Source organism: Thermotalea metallivorans, from assembly GCF_001562415.1.
GTDB lineage: Bacteria > Bacillota > Clostridia > Peptostreptococcales > Thermotaleaceae > Thermotalea > Thermotalea metallivorans.
On sequence record NZ_LOEE01000030.1, the window covers coordinates 136204 to 160935 of the forward strand.

Below are 24732 nucleotides of genomic sequence, written 5' to 3' on the forward strand. Positions count from 1 at the left end.
TTTGAATGGAAATCGGGGCTGTTTCGCATATCGGTTTAATTAGAGAAGTAAATGAAGATGCCTATTTTATCTCTGATGATGGGTTGAATTTGTTTATTGTGGCTGACGGCATGGGAGGCCATAAGGCAGGCGAAGTGGCAAGCAATATTGCCATAGAATCGGTAAAAAACTTTGTCAAGAATCATATCCAGCATTGCAGTAATGGCGACGAAGCAATGATTTGCAAGATGATACGGGAGGCAGTATTGGAGGCCAACAGAAATATATATGAAAAGGCCCTGGCAGAAGAAAACTATCAGGGAATGGGTACTACCCTTACAATGGCGCTTATTTTATCGAAACTCTTTATAGGGCACATAGGAGACAGCAGGGCTTATCTTTTGAGAAATAATGAGATCTTGCAAATAACACAGGATCATTCTCTGGTAGGAGAACTATTAAGAAAAGGAAGCATTACCGAAAAGGAAGCCAAAATCCATCCCCAACGGAATATTATTACACGGGCGTTAGGTACAGAGGAAAACATTTTGATAGATCTATATACGATGGATTTAGAAAAAGGTGATATTGTAGTGTTGTGCTCCGATGGATTGTCGAATCTTGTAGATCACTCTGAAATTCAGGAGTGCCTGCGAAACTGTGGCAGCATGCAGTTGGGATGTGAGCATCTGGTCACCTTAGCCAATGAAAGAGGCGGATACGATAATATCACAATGATAGCCATAAAAAACGACTAAAAAAGCAAGAATCGAGGTGATAAAATGATAGGAAAAATATTGGGAAACCGGTATGAGATTATAGAAAAGATTGGCGGAGGTGGAATGGCATTAGTATATAAGGCCAGATGCCAGCTGTTGAATAGATATGTAGCCGTAAAAATATTAAGGCCGGAGTTTACCAGCGATGAAGAATTTATCGGTAAATTTAGAAGAGAATCCCAAGCGGCTGCCAGTTTATCCCATCCCAATATTGTCAATATATATGATGTGGGGACCGATGATCATGATATTTATTATATCGTGATGGAGTATGTCAAAGGGAAAACATTAAAGCAGATGATTAAAGAAAAAGGACCTTTAAGTTCCGAAGAAACAATCAATATTGCCAAGCAAATTTCTTTAGCACTTCATCATGCCCACAGCAATCATATTGTTCATAGGGATATCAAGCCCCACAATATTTTAATTACGGACGACGGTCGTGTAAAGGTTACGGATTTTGGTATTGCAAGAGCAGTGACTTCCTCTACGGTCACCAATACCGGCAATGTCATTGGATCTGTCCATTATTTTTCACCCGAGCAGGCACGGGGGGGCTATATCGATGAGAAATCTGACATTTATTCCTTGGGTATCGTTATGTATGAAATGGCGACGGGAAGACTGCCCTTTGAGGGGGAAAGTCCTATTTCTATCGCTTTAAAGCATATTCATGAGGATGTTATACCGCCGACTTTGATCAATCAAGAGATCCCGAAGGCCCTGGAAGATATTATTATGAAGGCGATTCAAAAAGATCAATTGAAGCGCTACAGCAGTGCTAAGGAAATATTGGAAGATTTAAATCAAGCCCTAAAGCAGCCTATGGGAAACTTTGTAAAGTTTGATGAGGATGATGACAGTCCTACCCAAATGATTCCCGTGATTAAGGAAAAAGAACCGTTGAAAAATAAGACATCCTATGCAGAATTAAAGCCCAAAAGGAAAAATAATCATAGATGGATCGTTTGGGGAGCCGTTGCCACTGCTTTTGTACTGGCCCTTCTATTTATTGGAGGCATGTTTTATCTGAAGGATATATTTATTGCTCAAGAAAAAACAGTTCCCAGTGTGATCGGAAAATCCTATGAGGAAGCCAAGGAGAATTTGGAAAACTTAGGGTTAAAGGTAGAGCTTGGACAAGAGCAGTACAGTTCGGAATTTGAACGGGGACAAGTTATGTTTCAAGATCCAAAGGCCGGAGAAATTGTGAAAGCAGGATATCCCATTCGTTTAATCATCAGCAAGGGTCCCAAAATGACAGAGGTACCGACTTTGGTAAACAGAATGGTGAATGAAATCGATTTTATTTTGGAAAATGCAAAATTAAAGGGTGGAATCGTGAAATATGAATATAGCACGCTGCCTATCGGCATTGTCATCAGTCAAAGTCCTGAGGCAGGGAAAAGTGTTCCGGAAAATACGGAAGTGAATGTGGTGGTCAGTCAGGGACCGGAAACCAAGCTGGTACTGATGCCTAACCTTATTGGAGAAAAAATTGAAGATGCCAAAAAGATGCTAGAAACTTTAAATCTGATCCTAGGAAACGTAGATTATAAATCGGATGAAAGGGTGGAAAAGGGGAGAGTGATCAGCCAGAGTATTCCTGCTGGGACGGAAGTAGAGGAAAAAAGAGTGGTGGATCTGGTGGTCAGCAAAGGACCTGAAAATGTGGGGCAGCCTTCAGAAGAAGATGAGCTGCAAATGAAGCCCGTTTCTCTGATGATCAATTTCCAAAGGGCACAGCGAGAAGAATTTGTGCTACGCATTCTTAAAAAGCAAAATGGTATTTCTACGGAAATTTACAAGGCTACCCATCGTAAATCAAAAGGAAGCCAAAGCATTGTCATCGAAGGCAGGGGCAGAGCAGTAATTGAAGTATATTTTGATGATATACCGGTGGACACGGTGAAAATTGATTTTGAAACGGGGTCTACCTATGATTGATGGGACCATTGTGAAAGGGATTGGCGGATTTTATTATGTGAATACAGGAGATAAAATTTATGAATGCAAGGCAAGGGGAAAGTTCAGAAAGGAAAAAATTACACCCCTGGTGGGAGATTGCGTAAAAATCACTGTGGATGGGCTCTCCGGGCAAGGAGTGATAGAAGAAATTTTAGACAGAAAAACAGAGTTGATCCGGCCGCCTGTGGCCAATGTAGATCACGCGGTGGTGGTATTTGCCGTTCACCAACCGGAGCCCAATCTATCCTTGTTGAATCGATTTCTTATTTTAGCAGAAAGCCAAGAAATTGATATAACCATTTGCTTGAACAAGATGGACTTGGCTCAGCATGAAGATTTGTGTTCTTTGACAGACATATATAGAAGGATCGGTTATGAAGTTATTATGACAAGTACCAAACAAAATATAGGAATAGAAGATTTGAAAGGGCGATTGGAAAATAGAATTACTGTTTTTGCGGGCCCTTCCGGTGTGGGAAAATCCTCCCTTTTAAACAGCATTCAACCGAATTTGAAGCTTCAAACGGGAGAAGTAAGTCAAAAAATTGAGAGAGGAAAACATACAACCAGACATGTGGAGCTATTGGCGTTGGATTTTGGAGGATGGGTTTTGGATACTCCCGGCTTCAGCTCTTTGCATCTGGATTTTATTGAAGCCGATGGGCTGCAATATTTGTTTAGAGAATTCCATGATTTCATAGGAACATGCAAATTTAACGGATGTAAGCATTTGAGCGAACCGGGTTGCGCCATTAAGAAAGCCCTAGAAAACCATCAGATATATCCGTCGAGATATGAAAGTTATACGCAGCTCTATGAAGAGATTATGCAATCGAGGAGGTATTAGCTATGGTAAAAATTGCACCTTCTATATTGTCTGCAAATTTTGCCAATCTTTTGGAGGATATAAAAAAGGTAGAGCAGGCAGGGGTAGATTTGCTCCATATGGATGTAATGGACGGCCACTTTGTACCCAATATTACCATCGGGCCTTTGGTATTGGAGAGCCTCAAGGGAAAAACCCGTCTCCCTTTTGATGTACACCTGATGATCGAAAATCCTGATCGATATATTTCTGATTTTGTCAAGGCAGGGGCCGATATCATAACTGTTCATGTGGAAGCGTGCCATCACATTCATAGAACCGTTCAAAGCATAAAAGCCCATGGAATTAAGGCTGCTGTCTCTTTGAATCCGGGAACACCCTTGAATTCTATCGAATATATATTGGCCGACTTGGATATGGTTTTGATTATGTCCGTAAATCCAGGCTTTGGCGGGCAAAAGTTTATCCCTTCAGCATTAGAAAAGATTCGGTTTTTAAAGCAAATGATCCATGAGAAAAATCTGGCAATTGATATCGAAGTGGACGGGGGAATAAAACTGGATAATGCTAGGGAGGTTGTACAGGCTGGAGCAAATATTTTGGTTGCCGGGTCAGCAATTTTTCATACAGAATCTATTGAAGAGACCGTACGGCTGTTTCGAAAGAAACTGAACTGTCTGTAACTGGAGGTATATATGAAGTGTGTCATTATATCAAACGGTGATATTTTCGACTATGAAGGAGCCAAAAAGATGATTCTGGAAAGTGATTATGTCATCTGTGCCGACGGTGCTGCAAGGCATCTGCTTCAAATGAATATATGTCCCCATGTGATTGTAGGAGATTTTGATTCTATGGATGAGGAAGTTATGGCATATTTCCAGGAAAAAGATGTTGTGTTTTATAAATTTCCTGTCAGAAAGGATCATACAGATACAGAATTGGCCCTTCAATATGCCCTAACTCAAAAATGCAGTGAGATCATATTTCTAGGCTGCATAGGCAGCCGAATGGATCATACCTTGGCCAATATTACATTGTTATTAGCCTTGGCAAATCAAGGGATTCAAGGCAGGATTGTCAATGAACATAATGAGATATTTGTAATTAATGATGGGATTACATTAGAAGGAAAAGAGGGGGAATATATTTCTTTGATTCCTTTCAGCGAGAAGGTGGAAGGAATTTTACTGACAGGTTTTGAGTATCCGTTGGATGATGCAACCCTTGAGATGGGGACATCTTTGGGCATCAGCAATCGTCTCAAGGAGACAAAGGGGAAGATATCCGTCAAAAATGGAAATCTTTTGGTAATAAGAGCAAAGGACTAAAACCTTCACAAAATGGTGGAGGTTTTTTTGTGTCAAAATGAGTGCTGTGGGAATATCATGATAATAGCTATTACCATGATGGAGTTCCTTATCAATTCAGAAGGGCCTTGAATGGGGTGATATTTTGAGAAGACCACATTTGCTAAAAAAAATACTGGGCATTCTGCTGGCACTCATCGGTTCCATTATACTTATTGAGATTATTCCTCTTTGGGTATGGTACGGAATATTGTTTTTTTTGATTCTCTGCTTTCTGCTCGTGCTGTTTAAAATTTTTTAGAAGGGGCGTATAAATTATGGGAAGGAGAAGATATCCCCACTATTTTTGGCGAAGAATTGATAAAAAGATTCTGGGACTGATCCTCCTTACAATCGGTTTTGCGATTATTGCCGTAATATTTCTACCTTATAGCGTCTGGATGGTTTTATTCGGGTTGGCTTTAATTTATGCAGGATATAAATTATTTATTTGCTAGCATATCATCGCTGCTGGTGAATGGCTGATAGGCTGTAACTTTTTATTTTCAACTTATTTCTTTCAACTGCCTGATCGGCACTGAAATGCTCAAGCCAAACAAAGCCTACCGGAAAAGGTAGGCTTTTTAAGCTAAATAGCTCTTTCAACTTTGTTTGAACGAAGGCATCTAGTACATACGTTGATTCTTGCTGGAGAACCGTTTACCATCGTTTTTACTTTTTTTATGTTAGCATTCCACACTCTTCTAGTATGACGATTGGAGTGACTTACGCTATTTCCGGATATTCTACCTTTTCCGCATACGTCGCATGCTCTTGACATATATTACACCTCCTTCGAGTGATTATACCATTTGCTAAAAACATAATTATTTTACCACATTTATGGTATTATGTGCAAGCATTGAGATAAAATATTCCATAAAGAAGGATTGCAATATGTAGCATTGTTGTATGATTTCAGTTGAATCTCGGAAATAATTCATATAGAATATATTATATATTTTATGTTTTGTGAGCCGGATATCCTATTTCGATAAATTTCTCAAAGGGAGGTTAAAACATGGTGGCGAAACTGGACAATGAAATTGGAAGTATATATATTGATAATGCAGTCCTTGCATCCATTGCCGGCATATCAGCCATGGAATGCTATGGTCTTGTTGGGATGGCGACAAAATCAGCAGCCAGCGGACTGGTGGAACTTCTAAAAAGGGAAAACATGACCAAGGGAGTAAAAGTATCTACCGATAATGATGAAATTGTGATAGATTTATTTATTATCGTGGAATTTGGCACCAATATTTCTGCTGTAGCCAGCAATATTATCGAAAAAGTGAAGTACAATATTGAGAATATGACAGGCATGCATGTAAAAAAAGTAAATGTCAATGTCCAAGGAGTTCGAGTAGAAAAGTAATTTAAGGAGGAACTGGTTTTGAAAATTAAACATATTGATGGGATATTGCTTAAGAAAATGATTATGCAAGCAAAAAATTCACTGGAAGCAAATAAAAATACAGTGGATTCCTTAAATGTTTTCCCTGTTCCGGACGGTGATACAGGCACCAATATGGCTTTAACAATGAATGCAGCAGCAAAGGAAGTGCAAAATGTGAAGTACATTAAGATTGAAGATATTGCAGAAGCTGCTGCGAACGGGTCCTTGATGGGGGCAAGGGGAAACTCGGGCGTTATTTTATCCCAATTGTTTAGAGGATTTGCGAAAGGGTGCAAGGGAAAGGAGAAGCTCACCACGGCGGATATAGCCTTGGCATTGAAAAATGCATCGGATACTGCTTATAAGGCTGTGATGAAACCTATTGAGGGAACGATTTTAACCGTTGCCAGAGAGATAGGGGAGAAAGCAGTTGAACTTTCAAAGCGGGAAGATGATATGGAGAAATTTCTGGAAAACGTTATCGTACATGCCGAGGGCGTTTTAATGAAAACACCGGACATGCTAAAAGTTTTAAAACAAGCGGGTGTAGTAGATGCGGGCGGTAAAGGACTCATATTTATTATGAAGGGATTTTATGAAGCTGTGGCCAATAAGGAAACAGTTGTGGAAATCCCAGAAAATGTACAAGTCATAGAGCATGAAGGCATCGAGGAGCAAGGAGAAATTCATTTTGGCTACTGCACAGAATTTATTATCAGAGGAAAAAACATTGAAATTGAAAATTTCAAAGAGGCCATAGGCAGTTACGGGGATTGCATGCTGGTTGTAGGAGATGAAAATTTAGTAAAGGTTCATATACATACCAATCATCCGGGAGAAATCATCGAAAAAGGCTTGCAACTGGGAGAATTAATCAATATTAAGATTGATAACATGAGACATCAGCATCAGAACAGAATATTTGAAGGAGAAAATGCCCACGAAACCTCAACAGTAAAGGAATATGGCATGATCGCCGTAACCATGGGAAAAGGATTAACAGATATTTTTAAAGATTTGAATGTGGATGAGATTATTGTCGGGGGGCAAACCATGAACCCCAGTACAGAGGATATTAAAAAAGCCATTGATCGGATATCAGCTCAAAATATTTTTATATTTCCCAACAACAGCAATATCATTATGGCAGCAAATCAAGCCAAGGAATTGAGTGAAAAAAATATTATCGTCATTCCTACGAGGACGGTACCCCAGGGAATTGCTGCAGTATTGGCCTTTAACGCCGAGGAAGGCATTGAAGAGAACAGAGAAGCCATGACCAAGGCCATAAACAGCGTGAAAACAGGGCAGGTAACCTATTCTGTCAGGGATACCCATTGGAATGACATTGAAATTAAAAAAGGCAATATTTTAGGTATGCAGGACGGGGAAATCAAAAGGGTAGGCACCCACGTGGATGAAGTATCATTCATGCTTTTAAAAGATATGATTTCAGAAGATGCAGAAATGCTTACAATTTTTTATGGAGAAGATATTGATGGGAACAGGGCACAGCAACTTGCTGATAAGGTTGCGGAAATGTATGAGGACGTTGAAATAGAAGTTTACTATGGTGGCCAGCCGCTATATTATTATATATTTTCTGTAGAATAGGAAATGGATTCAACCGTTTCCTATTCTGTTTATGGGAAGGGGTGTGAAGAAAAGTGGAGGAACTGAAAAAGCCAGTCCAGTTTCTCAAAGGGGTAGGTCCTATCAAATACAAACGATTTCAAAGATTAGGCATAGACACTGTGGAAGACCTGCTTTATACATTTCCCAGAGAATATGAGGATAGAAGAATTATTAAAAAAATCAGAGAATTGTGTTCTGATGAAAAGGCTTCTGTAAAAGTGACGGTGTGGGGAAATGTTGAGAAAATATTCATTCGGAAAGGCCTTCATATTTATAAGGTACCGGTGAAGGATGAAACAGGTGTTGCCTATGCCATTTTTTACAATGCACCCTTTATTCAAAAATCTTTCCCCGTTGGCAGCACCGTTTATTTAAACGGAAGAATCAAGATTGTCTATGGAGAAATGCAAATCCTTCATCCGGATTATGCCTTTGCAAAGGATAAAGAGCATTGTCTATTCGAACGCATTGTGCCTATCTATGGACTGACTGAAGGATTATCACAAAATGATTTTATTTCATTACAGCAGCAAATAATCATGAATTCCTTATGCCGTATCACAGAGTATTTACCTTCGAGTACAATGCATAGAAATTATCTTTGCGATATTCAATATGCCATAAAAAATATCCATTTTCCTCAATCACCTCGGCATTTGAAGATTGCAAAATACCGGCTGATTTTTGAAGAACTGTTGATTTTGCAGCTTGGTTTGCTTTTGACAAAGCATAAGTGCATGGAAAAACAGGATGGAATCGTTTTTCGGAAGACACCGGAACTTTATCAGTGGATAGATGCTCTGCCCTTTCAATTGACAAATGCCCAAAGACGGGTTTGGAAGGAAATTGAAAATGATATGGAGCAAAAGATAACCATGAATCGTCTGGTTCAAGGAGATGTGGGTTCCGGAAAGACCATTATTGCCATGGCAGCTTTATATAAGGCCGTTTTGAGCGGTTATCAGGGTGTACTGATGGCTCCTACAGAAATATTGGCCGAGCAGCATACACAGGCTGCGAAAGATTTGTTGGAACCCTTCGGGGTGAAAATAGCTTTACTTTCCGGCAGCGTCCAAAAGAAGAAGAAAGCAGAAATTCTGCAAAGAATCGAGAAGGGGGAAGTTGATATTATCATTGGCACCCATGCATTGATTCAGGACAATGTAGCCTTTTATAATCTAGGGCTTGCCATTACCGATGAACAGCACAGATTTGGCGTTCGGCAGAGGGCCATGCTTTCCAATAAGGGCGTCAATCCGGACATATTGGTGATGACGGCTACACCGATTCCTAGAACATTGGCATTGATTCTCTATGGAGATTTGGATATATCGACGATTGATGAATTACCGCCGGGAAGGAAAAAAATTAAAACCATATGCATCCAGGAGGAAAAAAGGGATGAGGTCTATGATTTTGCCAGGAAGCAGATCTTAGAAGGAAGGCAGGTTTATGTTGTTTGCCCCCTAATTGAAGATTCGGAGAGCATTGAAGCAAAATCAGCTCTTGAGATTTACGAGGAAATAAGCAATCTTTACTTGAAGGGGTTTTGCGTGGGCCTGCTCCATGGCAAAATGAAATCCAATGAGAAGGAAACCATCATGGCTGATTTTAAAAAAGGAAATATCGATGTTTTGGTTTCTACCACTGTCATAGAGGTAGGGGTAAATGTCCCCAATGCCTCTGTCATGATTATCGAAAACAGCGAGCGATTTGGGCTGGCACAGCTGCATCAGCTTCGAGGCAGGGTTGGACGGGGAGTACATCAGTCCTATTGTATTCTCGTCAATTATAGCAGAAGTAAAAATTCCAAAGAAAGAATGAAAATCATGGAACAATCGGACAACGGCTTTATGATAGCAGAAAAGGATTTGGAGCTAAGGGGACCCGGCGAATTCTTTGGGACTAGGCAGCATGGTATACCGGAATTGAGAATCGCCAATTTGTTTCGGCATGTAAAGATTTTAAAACAAGTTCAAGAGGAAGTAAATTTGATTTTAAAGGAAGATTCCAATTTATCCTTGGAAAAAAATCAGTTATTAAGAAAAAAGTTGATGGAAAAGTTTCAAAACGTTTTCGGCGGAATTAGTTTGTAAGAGACTGCCGTTTATTTTTTATTTTCCGTTAGTTTTTTTATTTGAGGATTGAATTTGTTTACATAACATGAAAAAATTACTAGACTAAAAAAAAAGAAATCGGTTAAATTAATAATACAAACAACAGGAGGTGAAAAGACGATGGCAAGAAGCACAAACAGAAAAGTAGTTCCAGAAGCAAAAGCAGCATTGGATTCAATGAAACTTGAAATTGCTGGCGAACTGGGATTAAGCAACTATCAAACAGTTGACAAAGGAAACTTGACAGCCAGACAAAACGGTTATGTAGGCGGATACATGACAAAGAGATTAGTTGAAATGGCTGAAAGACAAATGGCAGGTAGATAGAAAATCATATAAATAATAAAGAAGAGGTGAAATCATCTCTTCTTTATTATTTATATCTCAAAAAAATTACGGTTTTGCACAGACAGAAATCCTATGTATGATGAAGTCAGATACTCTTTGAACCATTTAAAAATACTGGTGAAAAATCACCAGTATTGGGAGAGGAGAAATGAAGGAAGAGCTATAAGGGGAATGATATTTAATGTGCTTATCTATAATATGTGTATGGATGATAAAGATTATACAAGTCACAGGTGGAAATCTGCAATATTTTTTTGTCTATATTTTACATGTGTGCTAAAATATATTTAACGAAGGGAGAGGGACAGTTTTGAGAGTGATCGCCGGACAATTGAAGGGAAGGAAATTGAAAGCACCCAATGGCCTGAATACAAGGCCCACAACAGATCGGGTAAAAGAATCAATTTTCAGTATGATTCATCCCTATCTCATGGACAGCATGGTTTTAGATTTATTTTCGGGGACAGGAAGCTTAGGGATTGAAGCACTGAGCAGAGGTGCAAAAAAAGCCTATTTTGTAGATCATAATAAACAAAGTATTTCTATTATCAAAGAAAATATCTCGAATCTAGGACTTTTGGATCAAAGTGTGATTTTATTCTCCGATGCCATAAAAGCATTAAAAGAACTTGCCTTAAAAAATGAAAAATTTGATATAATATTCCTAGATCCGCCGTATGCAAAAGGACTGATTATTCCTTGCATACAGGAAATTCAAAATAACCTGCTGTTGCGGCCTGAGGGCATGATCGTGGTAGAACATGATCCAGAAGATCAATTGCCTGAAATGATAGAAAAACTGCATAAGAGAAAAGATAGACGATATGGAAATACAAACATATCCATCTATTCAGAGGAGGCATAAGCATGAAAATTGCAGTATATCCGGGCAGCTTTGACCCCGTTACCAATGGCCACCTGGATATTATCAAAAGATCATCAAAGTTATTTGACAAAATTATCGTAGCCGTATTGCATAATCCAAATAAAACGCCTTTCTTTTCTGTTGAAGAAAGATTGGAGTTGCTGCGAAAGGTGACGGAAGATATTGGGAATATAGAGATTGATTGTTTTTCAGGCCTTCTGGCAGAGTATGTAAGCAAAAAAAATGTGAACAGTATCGTAAAAGGGCTAAGAGCCGTATCTGACTTTGAATATGAGTTTCAAATGGCTTTAATGAATAGAAAACTGAATCCCGAAGTAGAAACAATTTTTATGATGACGAGCAGTGAGTACTCCTATTTAAGCTCTAGCCTCGTAAAGGAAGTTTTTAAATTTCATGGTTGTATCAAAGGGTTAGTTCCTGATGAAGTATTGGAAGCGATGAGAAAAAAAATAAAATGATGCTGTCAAATAAGGGGGAATTATATGAACGTATTAAGGCTGTTGGACGAACTGGAAGATATTATTGAAAGCAGTTCTACCATACCCTTTGCCGGGAAAATTTTAGTGGATCGAGGGGAAATTTTAGATATTATCAAAGAAATCAGGATTCAATTGCCCGATGAAGTAAAACAGGCCCAGTGGATTAAAGAAGAACGGCAAAGAATTTTGATTGATGCGCAACAGGAAGCAGAAGCCATCATGAAGGATGCCCGTTTACATATTGAGGAGATGGTAGAAAAAGATGAGATTACAAAGCAAGCACAAAAAAGGGCAGAGGAAATTATCGCCCAAGCCCAGGCCCATGCGAAAGAAATTCGCATAGGTGCAAGACAATATGCCGATGAATTGTTGGCAGGTCTTGAAGAAAATCTCGATAAGTTAGCGGCTACTATTCAACAGAACAGAAAAGAATTGAAAGGAATGAAGGGATGATTCATAGGCTTGATCTGGAGAATATTATTCATTTTGGCAACTTTTTATTTTACTTAAGTTTTGCACTTTTTGCAAAGGATTGATTTCAAGCCATTTGCTATAAAAATAAAAATTTAGCATTTTCAATAGCTTTATTAAAAAGTGCAAAACTATAGAAACTAATATATTGTAATAACGATTTGTTGAATAAAGAAATAATGCTATATCGGGGCATTGATGAGGATGACGTTCTAAATGATACTCCACAATGAATTACGTATTTGGGACTTCTAGAGGAGCTGAAAAACCTAAAAAAATAACATTGATGCTAACGTTGTAATTGTTACTTTAGCGCTGTGTTTTGCACGCTTGTCTTAACAATGAATATTTTTACCATCAAGGTATCTATATCCTGTTTACAGACAACCACCGTTTCCAAATGGAAGGAACCGGTGCTTTTTTTAGTTAAAATGATCTTTACCCTTCATTTTTTTATGGAAAATCTTCGTGCATTTGCTATGAAAGATATGAACGAATATAGAGAAGATGATGATTGTAACGGTAATGACGACAAACAGCTCAGAGGAAAACAGAATTTTGTCCTTCCAGGTTCCTATGGCGGAGTGTGCACCAGGATGGAGGAAGACAGGCATATTTGCCTGATGGAAACTAAATTGACAGAAAGGAACCAGAAAGAGAGCAAAGACGGCAGACAAAATTGCATGGAGTAGTTTTGAGCATATGTATATCATTACGCTTACATCTGTACTATGAATCATGCTGGCGGCTTGAGCATGGATGGAAAAGCCGCTCCAAGAGATCATCATTGTGGTAATGACGGCCTGCTGCATGAATGATATATTTTGGACTTCAGAGATTAACTTGCAACCAATGGTTATTTCAAAGATGCCGCTGATAATCCCCTGTTGTATATCCTTGTTGATATGAAAAAATAACCAAATTGGGTGCAGCAAGCTCGATAAAAATGAAATAACCTTCAGAATCGTGAATAGCCTGATAATCACAGAAAACAAAATAATAAACCCGCCCACTGCCAACAGTGTTTCTACTGATTCTCTAACGGATTCTCCCAATAATAGACCAAAGGGTTTTTTTTGTCTGGCGGTGGCTCTAGACAACTCTTGAAAAGCCGATGAAAAATTCGAGCTTCTTTGTGTTATGTGATTCTTCCCTGGGTCATTGGATGGATAAAACCTAAAAATAATGCCAGTGGCAATAGCTCCCAGGTAATGGGCCAAAACAATAATCACTCCCAGTTGCAGATTATGGAACATCCCGGCGGAAACAGCCCCAAGCATGAATAAGGGGCCGGAAGTACTGCAAAAAGATATGATTCTTTGGGCTTCTTCCCTTGTAAAAATACCTTCTTGCCTAAGCTTCGATGCAAGTTTTACTCCTACAGGGTATCCGGAAGTAAGACTCATGGCCAAAACAAAGGATCCTTCTCCGGGAACATTAAAAACAGGCCGGACCACCGGCTCCAGCAATACCCCTATAAAATGAACAACCCCCAAACGAATGAGCAATTCAGCACCGATGAAAAAAGGCAGCAAAGAGGGCAAGACAATATGAAACCATGTATCTACGCCGTTTCTGGCAGATTGCAGGGCTTCTTTAGGAAAAAAGATGATACTTATCACCAGAAGAAGAACGGTGCAGATTAGGAACAGATGGATTATTTTTTGGAATAGTTCTTTATATTTTGCCTTGAGAAATAAAAGGACCAAGACTGCCAGCAAAATCAGTATCATATTTTTCCCCCTCAAAAGTCATATATATGATATATATATGGATGTAAAGCTCATTTATTCCTGGAGGTACTGGCTATAAAAAATTTTAGGTTACAAATATCGTGGGTCATTCCCAAAAAAGTGGGTATAATATAAAAGTACAATTCTAAAATTCAATCGAATAGTAAAACAACGCTAAGTTTGATTTATGCCCTTATGAGGATAAACTTTTTATGTAGCAAATGTTTTGTTGCCAGTTACCAGTCATCAAGTCACCAGTACTGGCAGCCGGTAACTGATAACTGGCGACGAACTGCTATTCAAGAAATATAACTTTTTGGATGAATAAAACTCCAAAGTTGTATATCTGTATATCATCATAAAATAATAGGGGGAAAAGATAGAATGATACAATGGTTCGCACAGCAAAATCCGATAATTCAAGCATTATTGGCAACCCTTTTTACCTGGTTCGTAACTGCTCTGGGATCTGCTTTGGTTTTTTTGTTTAAATCCATCCATAGAAAGGTTTTGGATGGAATGTTGGGATTTGCAGCGGGGGTTATGATTGCTGCCAGTTATTGGTCTCTGCTGGCACCTGCTATTGAAATGGCTCAAGATGGGAATATACCTCCATGGATACCGGCAGTGGCGGGATTTTTAGCCGGAGGTTTTTTTCTTTGGCTGGTCGATAAATTGTTGCCCCACCTTCATGCCGGATTGCCCATGTCGGAAGCGGAAGGAATCAAGACAGGCTGGCAGAGAAGCGTGCTATTGATCCTTGCCATTACCTTACACAATATACCGGAAGGTTTAGCCGTAGGTGTAGCCTTTGGGGCTTTGGCTGTAAACCTGCCATCGGCTTCCTTGGCCGGAGCTGTTGCTTTGGCCTTGGGAATCGGTATACAGAATTTTCCTGAGGGGGCAGCCGTATCAATTCCGTTGCGTAGGGAAGGATTTTCCAGATGGAAAAGTTTTGTTTACGGTCAAGCGTCGGGGGTTGTTGAGCCAATGGCTGGAGTCATAGGGGCTGCTGCTGTGGTGGCAATGAAGCCTATACTTCCATATGCTTTGTCCTTTGCGGCAGGGGCAATGATTTTTGTTGTCGTTGAAGAATTGATACCGGAATCACAACAAGAGAAAAACACGGATATTTCTACCATAGGAACTATGCTTGGGTTTGCGGTAATGATGGTATTGGATGTAGCTTTAGGGTGATTGGCTGATGAGCATCTGATTTTAAATTTCCTGGGAAATGGCATAATTTCAACATATTTCAACATTTTGCATAGGGCAGACCGGAACAAAAAGAAAAAAGTCGAATTGTATATAAAGGGAAGAAGGGAGCATTCTCAATAAAAGTTGTTGTCGCTTCCTTAGAGAATAAACGGTTTTTGAGAATAGTCCCAGCCACCCCTGCGATTCTCCATCTTTGGATAAGCTAGACTGTAGATATCTGTTGCCATAAGATCGAAAGCCAGCATTTGTTTTGCAACATCTGTCGTTAAAGATTCTTTGTTGATATTGGTGACGATAGGTATTGCGGATTTTTTTTTCAACACCCGTATCAGTTCGCCGCTGTTTTGGGAAAAAGCCAGTATGCGTCCATACTGAGCTCCTCCGGATCTATTGAATGAGCAAACATGATTCTTCTGCAGGCCCAATAGGGAATGAATCAATATTCTTTGCAGCCTTGTCATGGTATATCTTTTAGTTTTGATTGCACTGAAAAGTTCATGGACAGATGTTGATTTTATGGCAGCAGCCTTGATTCTATTTTCCAGACCTTCTCCGATATCTTGAATTTTCCTTAAGTCTTCTGTAGATATTCTACGCAGATTGTAGAGGATAAGGGTATCGAAATCAGAATAGCGAATAGGGCCAAAACCGGTTTCAAGACTCCTTGCAAAAGCATGGAAACTACCGGGAGGCATTACTTTTGATAAAGATCGAATATCACAATCGGCACAAGATAGATAGCTTCTGATTGCCGTTGCACTACAGATGTCATGGATGATTTCTCTAGAATGATAAGGCGCTTTGATTCTTTTTATTGTAAAGGGCTGAATAGGGCTATTCAGTTTTAAGAGGGATTTTATGTATTCCACACCTAGAATGTTGTTGGGAGATTGAAGAAGGGTGCCTATGCTTTCATCCATAAAGTACCGGGCTAAGGCTTGTTCCCTTGCTTTAGGAAAAGGGAGGCCTTGGGATAAAAATTGTTTCAGATATTGTTGATAATCCTCCGGTTCTTGAACAAGAATTCGACAGATTTTTTTTAATTTCTCCATGTTTCCTTCTTCGCTGCCAAAACAGAGAAAATCTACGATATTCAGATGATGAAGCAAAGAAACAGCCCCAAAGGCAAAATACTCAGCACTATTGCAGGCATATGCAAAGGGTAGCTCAATCACCAGGTCTATTCCTTCCCGGACAGCCATTTCTGCCCGAAACCATTTGTTCGTGATGGCCGGCTCCCCTCGCTGCAGGAAATTACCGCTCATTACAGCGATGGTATGGGTTGCCCCTGTGATCCTTTTTGATTCCTCCAAGTGATATTTATGACCATTATGAAAAGGATTATATTCGGTAATGAGACCGAGAACTTTCACGGAAAACTCCTCCTAAATATGAAAATTAAACAAAATACAGTTCAAAAATAAATGACCTGTCGCAACGTAAAGCCGATGGAAAAGTTGGGCAGGGAGAACATATGCTATTTATAATATTATGAAATTTTGCCAATAATATCAAAGTAATATATATTTATTTTGTTTTATTTCGATAGAAACTTGCAAAATTCTCAAATTATTTTATAATAAAAAAGGGTTTTAAAAAAGGAAAAAGAGATTTTTTATAGAAAAATATTTTGTCATAAAATTATTTAGGAGGTTATACAAATGAAGGTATTAGTAATCAATTGTGGCAGCTCTTCATTGAAGTATCAGCTGATCGACATGACGAATGAAAGGGTGATGGCAAAGGGACTGGTTGAAAGAATCGGAATTGAAGGATCTGTCTTAAAACATGAGATTGAGGGCAAAGATAAGGTACTGATCCAACAACCGATGGAAAATCATAAGGTAGCTTTATCCTTAGTATTGGATGCCCTTGTGGATGAAAAGCACGGTGCGATCAAAGATATGAGCGAAATTGCTGCTGTAGGGCACAGGGTAGTTCATGGTGGAGAAAAATTCAGCGGTTCTGTGATTATCAATGATGAAGTGATTAAAGCATTAGAAGAGTGCATTGATTTGGCGCCTCTCCATAATCCGCCAAATTTGATGGGAATTACTGCATGTAAGGAATTGATGCCTAACGTGCCGATGGTAGGCGTATTTGATACGGCTTTTCACCAAACAATGCCCAAATCTTCCTATATCTATCCCCTACCCTATGAGCTGTATGAGAAATACGGCATAAGAAAATACGGATTCCATGGAACAAGCCATAGATATGTGTCCCAGAGGGCTGCAGAAATCCTGGGCCGAGATATCAAAAACTTAAAAATCGTTACATGCCATTTAGGAAACGGGGCAAGTTTAGCAGCAATCAATGGCGGTAAATCCGTAGATACAAGCATGGGCTTTACACCCCTTGAAGGATTGGCTATGGGAACCCGTTCCGGAGATATTGACCCTGCCATTGTAACGTTTATTATGGAAAAAGAAAATTTAGATATTGAAGGAATGAATAATTTATTAAATAAAAAATCAGGTGTACTGGGTATTTCAGGAGTAAGCAGCGACTTTAGGGATATAGAAGCTGCCGCAAAAGAAGGCAATGAAAGGGCCCAACTGGCGCTTGACAAATTCAACATCCGCGTGAAAAAATATATTGCAGCTTACGCGGCAGTGATGGGCGGCGTAGATGTGGTAGTATTTACGGCAGGCTTGGGAGAAAATTCTCCATCTAATCGAGAAGAGATCTGCAAAGGTTTAGAATTTATGGGCATCCAGATAGACCCTGCCAAAAATAATGTAAGAGGAAAAGAAACAATTATCAGTACAGATGAAGCAAAAGTAAAAGTACTTGTTGTTCCGACCAATGAAGAATTGATGATTGCAAGGGATACACAAGAATTATTAAAGTAGTCTATAAAAGGTAGGATGAAGCTCCTACCTTTTATAAATAATATAAATAGATAATAAATTCACAGGTATCAAGTAATTTAGCTTGACAAATAGATTCGCCATTTGTATAATAAAATCTGTCGATATGATGAGGTGAAATAAATGAAAGTCAATATTCGAGAAGTGATTGCAGGGCAGAAAAACAAAATAAACATTGAGGCAAAGGAAGAGATTAAGGATATAGGTTATTTTGGCGATGATGTTGCATTTATTACACCTGTTACATTGAAAGCAGAAATATTAAAGGTGGATAATGAAATTTTTATCAGCGGTACTGTTGAAGGTATAGTTGAATTTCATTGTGCCAGATGTCTGAAAAGATTTCAGCGGGAAATCAAAGAGAGAGTTTATGCTCAATTCGGGACAGGCAGAATGGATGATGAGGAAATGGAGGACAGTTATCCCGTTGTGGATGAAATGATTGATATTTCTGAAATTATCCGCAATACCCTGATTGCATCATTACCGATGAAGGTTGTCTGTGACGAAAATTGCAAAGGTTTATGTTCAGTCTGTGGCAGAGATCTCAACGTTGAAATGTGCAATTGTAAAATAGAAGAGATTGACCCTAGACTTGCTAAATTAAAAGATTTGCTACAACAAGGTTAAGGAGGTGGAAATAATGGCAGTACCTAAGCGCAAAACTTCTAAGGCAAGAAGAGATAAAAGAAGAGCAGCAAATATTAAAATGACAAGCCCTAATATCATAGAGTGTCCGCAATGTCATGAGCCGAAATTACCACACAGAGTATGTAAGGCATGTGGATTCTATCATGACAAGGAAGTAGTAAAGGTTCAATAGTTGGAAATAGTAATGATGATCTCATCATTACTATTTTTTTGTTTTTGAGCTAATAAATTTCCTTCATAAAGTGGTTGATTATAGGATACAAATAATATATACTTAATATTAGTATCAGGTACTAAATATTAGTACTAAAGAGGTGAGTTGAATGTCCCGGAAGAAAATGAAGAAGCAAATGCGTCAAGCAGAGCTTCTAAAAAAGCTGGAAAATGATCCTTTTGTCACGGATGAAGAATTATGTGAATATTTTCATGTGAGCATTCAAACCATTCGTTTAGATAGATTAGAGCTGGGGATTCCGGAACTGCGTGAAAGAATTAAACAGGTTGCAGACAGGAATTATTCGAAAGTAAAAAGTCTTGGAAAAGGAGAAATTGTTGGAGAAATCATAGATTTGAATTTAAATGAGAGCGGCATTTCTATATTGGAAACTACAGAAGATATGGCCTTTACCAAAACAAAGATTGTGAGGGGACATCATATTTTTGCTATGGCTGAATCCCTTGCGATGGCAGTAATCGATGCCGATGTGGCTCTTACGGGAGTGGCCAATATGAAATATCGCATCCCTGTTTTCGCAGGGGATAAGTTGGTTGCAAAGGCGGAAGTAGTACGCATCAGGGCGAATAAGTACTTTGTTCATGTAAAGATATATGTAAAGCAAGAACAGGTATTTCGAGGAAAATTTATTTTGGTTTCTATTGGGGAAGAATAGGGGGGATATGTCCATGAGAATTGCTGTTGATGGCATGGGTGGCGATCGTGCGCCGAAGGAAATTGTGAAAGGTTGCGTAGATGCTGTGCAAGAATTCGGCATCGAAGTGATATTAGTGGGAATCCAAGAGCAATTGGAAGAAGAATTAAAACAATATCCCGTGGATCGAACCAAGCTGCATATTCATCATGCTTCGGAAGTGATTACCAATGAGGATAAGCCTGTTCAGGCAATTAGAACGAAAAAGGATTCGTCTTTGGTAGTAGGACTGAATTTAGTAAAGGAGAAGACTGCCGATGCCTTTGTATCGGCCGGAAATACAGGGGCCCTTTTGGCAGGAAGTATATTTAAAATAGGAAGAATCAAAGGAATTGATCGACCGGCTATTGCATCCGTTTATCCCACGCAAAAAGGAATATCCTTATTGGTGGATGCAGGAGCAAATGCGGAATGCAAGCCCAGAAATCTGTTGGAATTCGGTTTGATGGGAGCTATTTATACGGAAAAGGTACTGGGAAAGGCCAATCCGACAATTGGTTTAGTAAATATAGGAACCGAAGAAGGAAAAGGAACAGATTTGATCAGGGGAGCCCGCCAACTGTTTTATCAACAGGACTTGAATTTTGTAGGAAATGCGGAAGCAAGGGATTTGCCGAAAGGAATTGTAGATGTGATTGTTTGCGATGGGTTTGTAGGAAATGTCATCCTAAAACTGACGGAAGGGGTGGCAATGACCATGATGGCCATGCTAAAGGAACAATTCACGAAAAATATTGTAAACAAACTGGGAGCAGCGCTCCTGATGCCTGCTTTGAAAGAATTCAAAAAAACCCTAGACTATACTGAGTATGGTGGGGCTCCTTTGTTGGGTGTCAACGGGGCAGTGATCAAGGCCCATGGGAGTTCCAATGGAAAAGCCATAAAAAATGCCATTCGGCAGGCAAAGACTTTCGCTGAGAAGGAAGTTGTCCAGATGATTGCAGAAGAAATTAAGAAAATAGGAGATGAAGGAAATGGAGAATAATCATTTCAATGCAGTGGGAATTCTAGGCATGGGAAGCTATTTGCCCGAGAGGGTATTAACCAATCATGATCTTGAAAAAATGGTAGAAACAACGGATGAATGGATTGTTACTAGAACGGGAATCCACACTCGACGCATAGCCGATGAAAAAACAGCCACTTCAGATTTGGCTACAAAGGCTGCTCTAAGGGCGTTAGAGGATGCTGACACAGAGGCAGAAGAGGTTGATCTGATTATTGTAGCAACGGTTACGCCCGATATGAACTTTCCATCTACGGCTTGTATTGTTCAAAGGAATATTGGGGCCCAAAATGCGGCTGCCTTCGATCTGGAGGCAGGTTGTTCCGGCTTTATTTATGGCCTGACCGTTGGAAAACAGTTTATTGCTACAGGCATGTATAAAAAAGTGTTGGTCATCGGTGCTGAAACATTATCCAAAATTGTAGATTGGAAAGACAGAAACACCTGTGTTTTATTTGGAGATGGGGCAGGAGCTGCCGTGCTTGGTCCCACAGAGGAAGGGACGGGAATCCTTTCTGCCTATATGGGATCAGACGGAGAAGGGGGAAAATTTTTGACCATGCCTGCAGGGGGCTCCAGAATACCTGCTACTGTAGAATCTGTAGAAAAAAATCTTCATTACATAAAGATGGATGGCAGTGAAGTTTTTAAGTTTGCGGTACGCATCATGAATAGGGCATCTCAAGAAGCCATAGACCGAAGCGGGTATACCGTTGATGATATAAATTACCTTGTGCCCCACCAAGCCAATATACGGATTATAGAAGCTGCTGCCAAAAAGTTAAAACTTCCTATGGATAAAGTTCATGTTAATCTGGACAGATTCGGAAATATGTCAGCCGCATCTATCCCCGTGGCATTCGATGAGGCAGTAAAGCAAGGAAAAATTAAGAAAGGCGATTTGGTGGTCATGGTGGGTTTTGGTGCGGGGCTCACCTGGGGGGCCAGTGTTATCAAGTGGAATAAGTAAATTTGTTAGGGAGTGTAACTATGATTCAATCGAGGATATGTCAATTGTTAGGAATCCAGTATCCCATTCTCCAAGGAGGGATGGCATGGATTTCTACGGCAGAGCTGGCTGCTGCTGTCTCCAATGCAGGAGGTTTAGGGATCATTGCAGCGGGAAATGCCCCTGCAGATATCATCCGCGCAGAAATTCGAAGGACAAGGGAACTGACGGAAAAGCCCTTTGGAGTCAATATAATGCTTTTGTCTCCTTTTGTCGATGAGATGATGGCATTGATAGTGGAGGAAAAAGTTCCTGTAATTACAACAGGAGCAGGGAATCCTGGCAAATATATGTCCATGCTGAAAAGTATCCATACAAAAGTTATTCCCGTAGTCCCTTCCGTGGCATTGGCTCAGAGAATGGAAAAAATAGGTGCCGATGCAGTGATCGTAGAAGGGACGGAGGCCGGGGGCCACATCGGTGAGTTGACAACGATGGTTTTGGTTCCTCAGGTAGTGGATGCCATAAGCATTCCTGTAATTGCTGCCGGAGGCATTGCTGATGGGCGAGGCATGCTGGCGGCATTTGCCTTAGGGGCAGAGGGGGTGCAGGTAGGAACAAGATTTATATGTTCCCAAGAATGCACAGCCCATGAAAAATATAAGAAGGTTGTGTTAAAGGCGAAGGATCGGGACACGGTGGTAACAGGCAGAAGTACGGGACATCCCGTTAGGGTGATTCAAAATAAATTGTCGAAAGAGTTTGAGAAGCTTGAAAAAGCCGGAGCCGGTCCTGAAGTGTTGGAACATTTGGGTGCAGGCAGGTTAAGGCTGGCCGTTGTGGATGGAGATGTTGACAATGGTTCCGTAATGGCAGGCCAAATTTCCGGTCTTATCAAAGATGTCAAGGGTTGCAGAGAAATTATTGAAAGCATGGTGAGAGAGGCAAAGGAGCATTTTATAGCAATGCATTCCGCAATGAGATAAGGAGTGAATGAGATGTCAAAAATTGCTTTTGTTTTTCCCGGCCAAGGAGCACAGTATGTAGGTATGGGCAAGGATATCGTGGAAAATTTTGAGATAGCCGATGAAATATTTGGAATAGCTAGCAAGGCTGTTGGCTATGATATGAAAAAATTGTGTTTTGAAGGACCGGAAGAGGAACTAAAAAAGACTGAAAATACCCAACCGGCCATATTAACTACATGTATTGCTATGGCAAAGGTTTTAGAGCAAAAAGGGATCAAGCCGGACGTAACAGCAGGTCTGAGTTTGGGTGAATATGCCTCCCTTGTGATAGCGGGGGTTTTGGAATTTGCAGATGCTGTTGCCCTGGTAAAGAAAAGGGGAAAGTATATGCAAGAAGCTGTTCCACTGGGAAAGGGTACGATGGCTGCGATTTTGGGAATGGAAAGGGAAGATTTAGATAAGGCCCTGGAAAAGGCGAAATCCTATGGTATCGTAGAGGCAGCAAATTTTAACAGCCCTGGGCAAATCGTCATTTCAGGGGAAGTGGAAGCGGTGGAGAAGGCATGTGCATTTGCCAAGGAACTGGGGGCATTAAAAGCTGTAATTTTACCGGTAAGCGCGCCCTTTCACTGCTCCATGCTGATCCCTGCGGGGGAAAAATTGTCCCTTGCGTTAGCCCATACACCTATACACGATTTTAACATTCCAGTCATCGCCAATGCCAATGCAGACTATTATCGAGATCGATCTGTTGTAAAGGAACTGTTGGTGGAGCAGGTAAGCAAATCCGTACTTTGGGAAGATACCGTGGCAAGAATGCTGGCGGATGGCGTAGATATATTTGTGGAAATTGGACCGGGAAAGTCCCTAAGCCAGTTCATTAAGAAAATCGGTAAAAAATTTAAAAAAGATGTTAATATTTATAATGTGGAAGATAGAGAATCACTGGACAATGTGATTGCCAATCTTTCAGGCAAATAAGGAGGGGGAAAAAATGAACTTGTCAGGCAAAACGGCTGTGATCACAGGAGGTTCTAGGGGAATAGGCAGGGCCATTGCTTTGAAATTGGCTGAATTAGGTGCAAATATTGCAATCAATTATACCAGTACACCCCACAAGGCTGAGGAAGTGGTTGCATTGGTAAGGCAAATGGGTAGGGAAGCCATTGCTATCAGGGCAGATGTATCTGACGGAGAACAAGTGCAACACATGATGAAAGAAGTGGAGGAAAAGTTTTCTACTATCGATATACTTGTGAACAATGCGGGGATTACAAGGGATACTTTGTTGATGAAAATGAAAGATGAAGACTGGGATCAGGTGATGGCCATCAATTTAAAAGGTACATACAACTGTACAAAGGCAGTGAGCAGAAAAATGATGAAACAAAGAAGCGGGAAGATTGTCAACATTGCATCGGTGGTAGGTGTAATGGGAAATGTAGGTCAGGCAAATTATGCGGCTTCAAAGGCAGGAATCATCGGTTTTACCAAATCCGTGGCGAAAGAGTTGGCAACCAGAGGAATCAATGTCAATGCGGTTGCCCCCGGATTTATCCAAACGGAAATGACGGATGTGCTATCCGATGAGGTAAAGGAAGCACTGTTGAACAGTATTCCCATGAGGCAGTTGGGCACACCGGAAGACGTGGCCAATGTTGTAGCTTTTCTATGTTCCGATGATGCAAGATATATTACCGGACAAGTGATCCACGTGGATGGCGGTATGGTAATGTAAATTTCCATGCCACGGGAGGAGGTGAAAAGTACATGGTATTTAAAAAAGTGGTAGAGATTATTGCTGAGCAGTTGGGACTTGACAGCACCGAGGATATTACACCGGAGACTTCTTTGATGAGAGATCTTGAGGCAGATTCCTTAGATGCCGTTGAAATTATTATGGCCCTTGAAGATGAGTTTGGGGTGGAAATTCCCGACGAGGAAGCTGAGAAATTTAGAAATATTGGCGATATTGCCAATTATATTGAAGAAAATAGATAGTTCTTCATGAGTCCCGACATGAATGTCGGGACTCAATCCAAGTGCGCCCGGCATGGGCAGTAACTTGGCGGTGAAAGTCCGCTATGGGCTTGGCAGTGGGAACCATTAGCCAAAGGCAAGGGTGTCCATCGTGAGGTGGAATCTGAAGGAAGCCGGAGGCAAAGTCCC

Annotated in this window: 27 protein-coding genes; 24 read left to right on the forward strand and 3 right to left on the reverse strand. The window is 40.2% G+C overall.

What is annotated here, in order from left to right; translation table 11 throughout:
• Window positions 1-5 precede the first annotated feature (5 nt).
• From AN619_RS07215 to AN619_RS07240, 6 genes are all read left to right on the forward strand, one after another.
• Window positions 6-737: a Stp1/IreP family PP2C-type Ser/Thr phosphatase gene (locus tag AN619_RS07215; protein WP_068556045.1), complete on the forward strand. Its 732-nt coding sequence runs from the start codon at window positions 6-8 to the stop codon at window positions 735-737.
• A gap of 24 nt (window positions 738-761) precedes the next feature.
• Window positions 762-2705, forward strand: coding sequence for a Stk1 family PASTA domain-containing Ser/Thr kinase (gene pknB / locus AN619_RS07220; protein ID WP_068556046.1), 1944 nt, complete (start codon window positions 762-764; stop codon window positions 2703-2705).
• Window positions 2698-3573, forward strand: a complete 876-nt coding sequence (rsgA, locus tag AN619_RS07225; RefSeq protein WP_068556047.1) for a ribosome small subunit-dependent GTPase A — start codon at window positions 2698-2700, stop codon at window positions 3571-3573. Before pknB ends, rsgA begins: the two co-directional genes overlap by 8 nt.
• A 2-nt stretch (window positions 3574-3575) precedes the next feature.
• Window positions 3576-4235 (forward strand): ribulose-phosphate 3-epimerase, encoded by a 660-nt coding sequence (rpe, locus tag AN619_RS07230; RefSeq protein ID WP_068556048.1) that lies wholly within the window; start codon window positions 3576-3578, stop codon window positions 4233-4235.
• Window positions 4236-4247: 12 nt separating this feature from the next.
• Window positions 4248-4883, forward strand: coding sequence for a thiamine diphosphokinase (locus tag AN619_RS07235; protein WP_068556049.1), 636 nt, complete (start codon window positions 4248-4250; stop codon window positions 4881-4883).
• Window positions 4884-5179: 296 nt separating this feature from the next.
• Window positions 5180-5359 (forward strand): hypothetical protein, encoded by a 180-nt coding sequence (locus tag AN619_RS07240; protein WP_068556050.1) that lies wholly within the window; start codon window positions 5180-5182, stop codon window positions 5357-5359.
• A gap of 131 nt (window positions 5360-5490) precedes the next feature.
• Here the strand turns inward: AN619_RS07240 and rpmB are convergent, their stop codons facing one another.
• Window positions 5491-5682: a 50S ribosomal protein L28 gene (gene rpmB, locus AN619_RS15585; protein ID WP_083525024.1), complete on the reverse strand. Its 192-nt coding sequence runs from the start codon at window positions 5680-5682 to the stop codon at window positions 5491-5493.
• Between the two features lie 240 nt (window positions 5683-5922).
• Here rpmB and AN619_RS07245 point away from each other — a divergent pair, with 240 nt between their 5' ends.
• The 7 genes from AN619_RS07245 to AN619_RS07275 all read left to right on the forward strand — a co-directional run bounded on the left by AN619_RS07245 (window position 5923) and on the right by AN619_RS07275 (window position 12218).
• The gene (locus AN619_RS07245; protein ID WP_068556051.1) at window positions 5923-6279 is read left to right on the forward strand and encodes an Asp23/Gls24 family envelope stress response protein; all 357 of its coding nucleotides are present in this window, start codon (window positions 5923-5925) and stop codon (window positions 6277-6279) included.
• An 18-nt stretch (window positions 6280-6297) separates the two neighbouring features.
• Window positions 6298-7914, forward strand: coding sequence for a DAK2 domain-containing protein (locus AN619_RS07250; protein WP_157064944.1), 1617 nt, complete (start codon window positions 6298-6300; stop codon window positions 7912-7914).
• A 53-nt stretch (window positions 7915-7967) separates the two neighbouring features.
• Window positions 7968-10031: an ATP-dependent DNA helicase RecG gene (gene recG / locus AN619_RS07255; RefSeq protein WP_068556052.1), complete on the forward strand. Its 2064-nt coding sequence runs from the start codon at window positions 7968-7970 to the stop codon at window positions 10029-10031.
• Between the two features lie 141 nt (window positions 10032-10172).
• The gene (locus AN619_RS07260) at window positions 10173-10379 is read left to right on the forward strand and encodes an alpha/beta-type small acid-soluble spore protein (RefSeq protein ID WP_068556053.1); all 207 of its coding nucleotides are present in this window, start codon (window positions 10173-10175) and stop codon (window positions 10377-10379) included.
• Window positions 10380-10716: 337 nt separating this feature from the next.
• Window positions 10717-11265: a 16S rRNA (guanine(966)-N(2))-methyltransferase RsmD gene (gene rsmD, locus AN619_RS07265; protein WP_242867346.1), complete on the forward strand. Its 549-nt coding sequence runs from the start codon at window positions 10717-10719 to the stop codon at window positions 11263-11265.
• A gap of 2 nt (window positions 11266-11267) precedes the next feature.
• The gene (gene coaD, locus AN619_RS07270; RefSeq protein ID WP_068556055.1) at window positions 11268-11744 is read left to right on the forward strand and encodes a pantetheine-phosphate adenylyltransferase; all 477 of its coding nucleotides are present in this window, start codon (window positions 11268-11270) and stop codon (window positions 11742-11744) included.
• Window positions 11745-11768: 24 nt separating this feature from the next.
• Window positions 11769-12218: an ATP synthase subunit B family protein gene (locus AN619_RS07275; protein ID WP_068556056.1), complete on the forward strand. Its 450-nt coding sequence runs from the start codon at window positions 11769-11771 to the stop codon at window positions 12216-12218.
• Window positions 12219-12658: 440 nt separating this feature from the next.
• On the opposite strand, the gene ylbJ is transcribed toward AN619_RS07275, so the two are convergent.
• Complete coding sequence (gene ylbJ, locus AN619_RS07280) at window positions 12659-13969, reverse strand: sporulation integral membrane protein YlbJ (RefSeq protein ID WP_068556057.1); 1311 nt, start codon at window positions 13967-13969, stop codon at window positions 12659-12661.
• A 384-nt stretch (window positions 13970-14353) separates the two neighbouring features.
• On the opposite strand from ylbJ, the gene AN619_RS07285 reads away from it, so the two are divergent.
• On the forward strand, window positions 14354-15166 hold the full coding sequence (locus AN619_RS07285; protein WP_242867344.1) for a ZIP family metal transporter: 813 nt from the start codon (window positions 14354-14356) through the stop codon (window positions 15164-15166).
• Between the two features lie 158 nt (window positions 15167-15324).
• Here the strand turns inward: AN619_RS07285 and AN619_RS07290 are convergent, their stop codons facing one another.
• Window positions 15325-16560 carry a nucleotidyltransferase gene (locus tag AN619_RS07290; RefSeq protein WP_068556058.1) on the reverse strand — a complete coding sequence of 412 codons (1236 nt, stop codon included), beginning with the start codon at window positions 16558-16560 and terminating at the stop codon, window positions 15325-15327.
• Between the two features lie 288 nt (window positions 16561-16848).
• Between AN619_RS07290 and AN619_RS07295 the strand changes: the two genes are divergently transcribed.
• The 10 genes from AN619_RS07295 (at window position 16849) to acpP (ending at window position 24564) form a co-directional block, all read left to right on the forward strand.
• The gene (locus AN619_RS07295) at window positions 16849-18042 is read left to right on the forward strand and encodes an acetate/propionate family kinase (RefSeq protein WP_068556059.1); all 1194 of its coding nucleotides are present in this window, start codon (window positions 16849-16851) and stop codon (window positions 18040-18042) included.
• A gap of 141 nt (window positions 18043-18183) precedes the next feature.
• Window positions 18184-18690, forward strand: a complete 507-nt coding sequence (locus AN619_RS07300; RefSeq protein ID WP_068556060.1) for a YceD family protein — start codon at window positions 18184-18186, stop codon at window positions 18688-18690.
• A gap of 13 nt (window positions 18691-18703) precedes the next feature.
• A complete protein-coding gene (gene rpmF / locus AN619_RS07305) occupies window positions 18704-18883 on the forward strand; it encodes a 50S ribosomal protein L32 (RefSeq protein WP_068556061.1) in 180 nt (59 codons plus the stop codon).
• Between the two features lie 151 nt (window positions 18884-19034).
• A complete protein-coding gene (gene fapR / locus AN619_RS07310) occupies window positions 19035-19601 on the forward strand; it encodes a transcription factor FapR (protein ID WP_068556062.1) in 567 nt (188 codons plus the stop codon).
• 13 nt (window positions 19602-19614) lie between these two features.
• Complete coding sequence (gene plsX / locus AN619_RS07315) at window positions 19615-20625, forward strand: phosphate acyltransferase PlsX (protein WP_068556063.1); 1011 nt, start codon at window positions 19615-19617, stop codon at window positions 20623-20625.
• Window positions 20615-21616, forward strand: coding sequence for a beta-ketoacyl-ACP synthase III (locus AN619_RS07320; protein WP_068556064.1), 1002 nt, complete (start codon window positions 20615-20617; stop codon window positions 21614-21616). The genes plsX and AN619_RS07320 overlap by 11 nt, the downstream gene beginning before the upstream one ends.
• 20 nt (window positions 21617-21636) lie before the next feature.
• Window positions 21637-22581: an enoyl-[acyl-carrier-protein] reductase FabK gene (gene fabK / locus AN619_RS07325; protein WP_068556065.1), complete on the forward strand. Its 945-nt coding sequence runs from the start codon at window positions 21637-21639 to the stop codon at window positions 22579-22581.
• Between the two features lie 12 nt (window positions 22582-22593).
• Entirely contained in the window at window positions 22594-23544 is a 951-nt protein-coding gene (gene fabD, locus AN619_RS07330) for an ACP S-malonyltransferase (protein ID WP_068556066.1), read from the forward strand.
• A gap of 13 nt (window positions 23545-23557) precedes the next feature.
• Window positions 23558-24301: a 3-oxoacyl-[acyl-carrier-protein] reductase gene (gene fabG / locus AN619_RS07335; protein ID WP_068556067.1), complete on the forward strand. Its 744-nt coding sequence runs from the start codon at window positions 23558-23560 to the stop codon at window positions 24299-24301.
• A gap of 32 nt (window positions 24302-24333) precedes the next feature.
• A complete protein-coding gene (gene acpP / locus AN619_RS07340; RefSeq protein WP_068556068.1) occupies window positions 24334-24564 on the forward strand; it encodes an acyl carrier protein in 231 nt (76 codons plus the stop codon).
• The last annotated feature ends 168 nt before the right edge of the window (window positions 24565-24732 follow it).

Coding starts and splice junctions, on each gene's coding strand:
- AN619_RS07215 (WP_068556045.1), top strand. CDS start 6: ATGGAAATCGGGGCTGTTTCGCATATCGGTTTAATTAGAGAAGTAAAT.
- pknB (WP_068556046.1), top strand. CDS start 762: ATGATAGGAAAAATATTGGGAAACCGGTATGAGATTATAGAAAAGATT.
- rsgA (WP_068556047.1), top strand. CDS start 2,698: ATGATTGATGGGACCATTGTGAAAGGGATTGGCGGATTTTATTATGTG.
- rpe (WP_068556048.1), top strand. CDS start 3,576: ATGGTAAAAATTGCACCTTCTATATTGTCTGCAAATTTTGCCAATCTT.
- AN619_RS07235 (WP_068556049.1), top strand. CDS start 4,248: ATGAAGTGTGTCATTATATCAAACGGTGATATTTTCGACTATGAAGGA.
- AN619_RS07240 (WP_068556050.1), top strand. CDS start 5,180: ATGGGAAGGAGAAGATATCCCCACTATTTTTGGCGAAGAATTGATAAA.
- rpmB (WP_083525024.1), bottom strand. CDS start 5,682: ATGTCAAGAGCATGCGACGTATGCGGAAAAGGTAGAATATCCGGAAAT.
- AN619_RS07245 (WP_068556051.1), top strand. CDS start 5,923: ATGGTGGCGAAACTGGACAATGAAATTGGAAGTATATATATTGATAAT.
- AN619_RS07260 (WP_068556053.1), top strand. CDS start 10,173: ATGGCAAGAAGCACAAACAGAAAAGTAGTTCCAGAAGCAAAAGCAGCA.
- coaD (WP_068556055.1), top strand. CDS start 11,268: ATGAAAATTGCAGTATATCCGGGCAGCTTTGACCCCGTTACCAATGGC.
- AN619_RS07275 (WP_068556056.1), top strand. CDS start 11,769: ATGAACGTATTAAGGCTGTTGGACGAACTGGAAGATATTATTGAAAGC.
- ylbJ (WP_068556057.1), bottom strand. CDS start 13,969: ATGATACTGATTTTGCTGGCAGTCTTGGTCCTTTTATTTCTCAAGGCA.
- AN619_RS07285 (WP_242867344.1), top strand. CDS start 14,354: ATGATACAATGGTTCGCACAGCAAAATCCGATAATTCAAGCATTATTG.
- AN619_RS07295 (WP_068556059.1), top strand. CDS start 16,849: ATGAAGGTATTAGTAATCAATTGTGGCAGCTCTTCATTGAAGTATCAG.
- AN619_RS07300 (WP_068556060.1), top strand. CDS start 18,184: ATGAAAGTCAATATTCGAGAAGTGATTGCAGGGCAGAAAAACAAAATA.
- rpmF (WP_068556061.1), top strand. CDS start 18,704: ATGGCAGTACCTAAGCGCAAAACTTCTAAGGCAAGAAGAGATAAAAGA.
- fapR (WP_068556062.1), top strand. CDS start 19,035: ATGTCCCGGAAGAAAATGAAGAAGCAAATGCGTCAAGCAGAGCTTCTA.
- plsX (WP_068556063.1), top strand. CDS start 19,615: ATGAGAATTGCTGTTGATGGCATGGGTGGCGATCGTGCGCCGAAGGAA.
- AN619_RS07320 (WP_068556064.1), top strand. CDS start 20,615: ATGGAGAATAATCATTTCAATGCAGTGGGAATTCTAGGCATGGGAAGC.
- fabK (WP_068556065.1), top strand. CDS start 21,637: ATGATTCAATCGAGGATATGTCAATTGTTAGGAATCCAGTATCCCATT.
- fabD (WP_068556066.1), top strand. CDS start 22,594: ATGTCAAAAATTGCTTTTGTTTTTCCCGGCCAAGGAGCACAGTATGTA.
- fabG (WP_068556067.1), top strand. CDS start 23,558: ATGAACTTGTCAGGCAAAACGGCTGTGATCACAGGAGGTTCTAGGGGA.
- acpP (WP_068556068.1), top strand. CDS start 24,334: ATGGTATTTAAAAAAGTGGTAGAGATTATTGCTGAGCAGTTGGGACTT.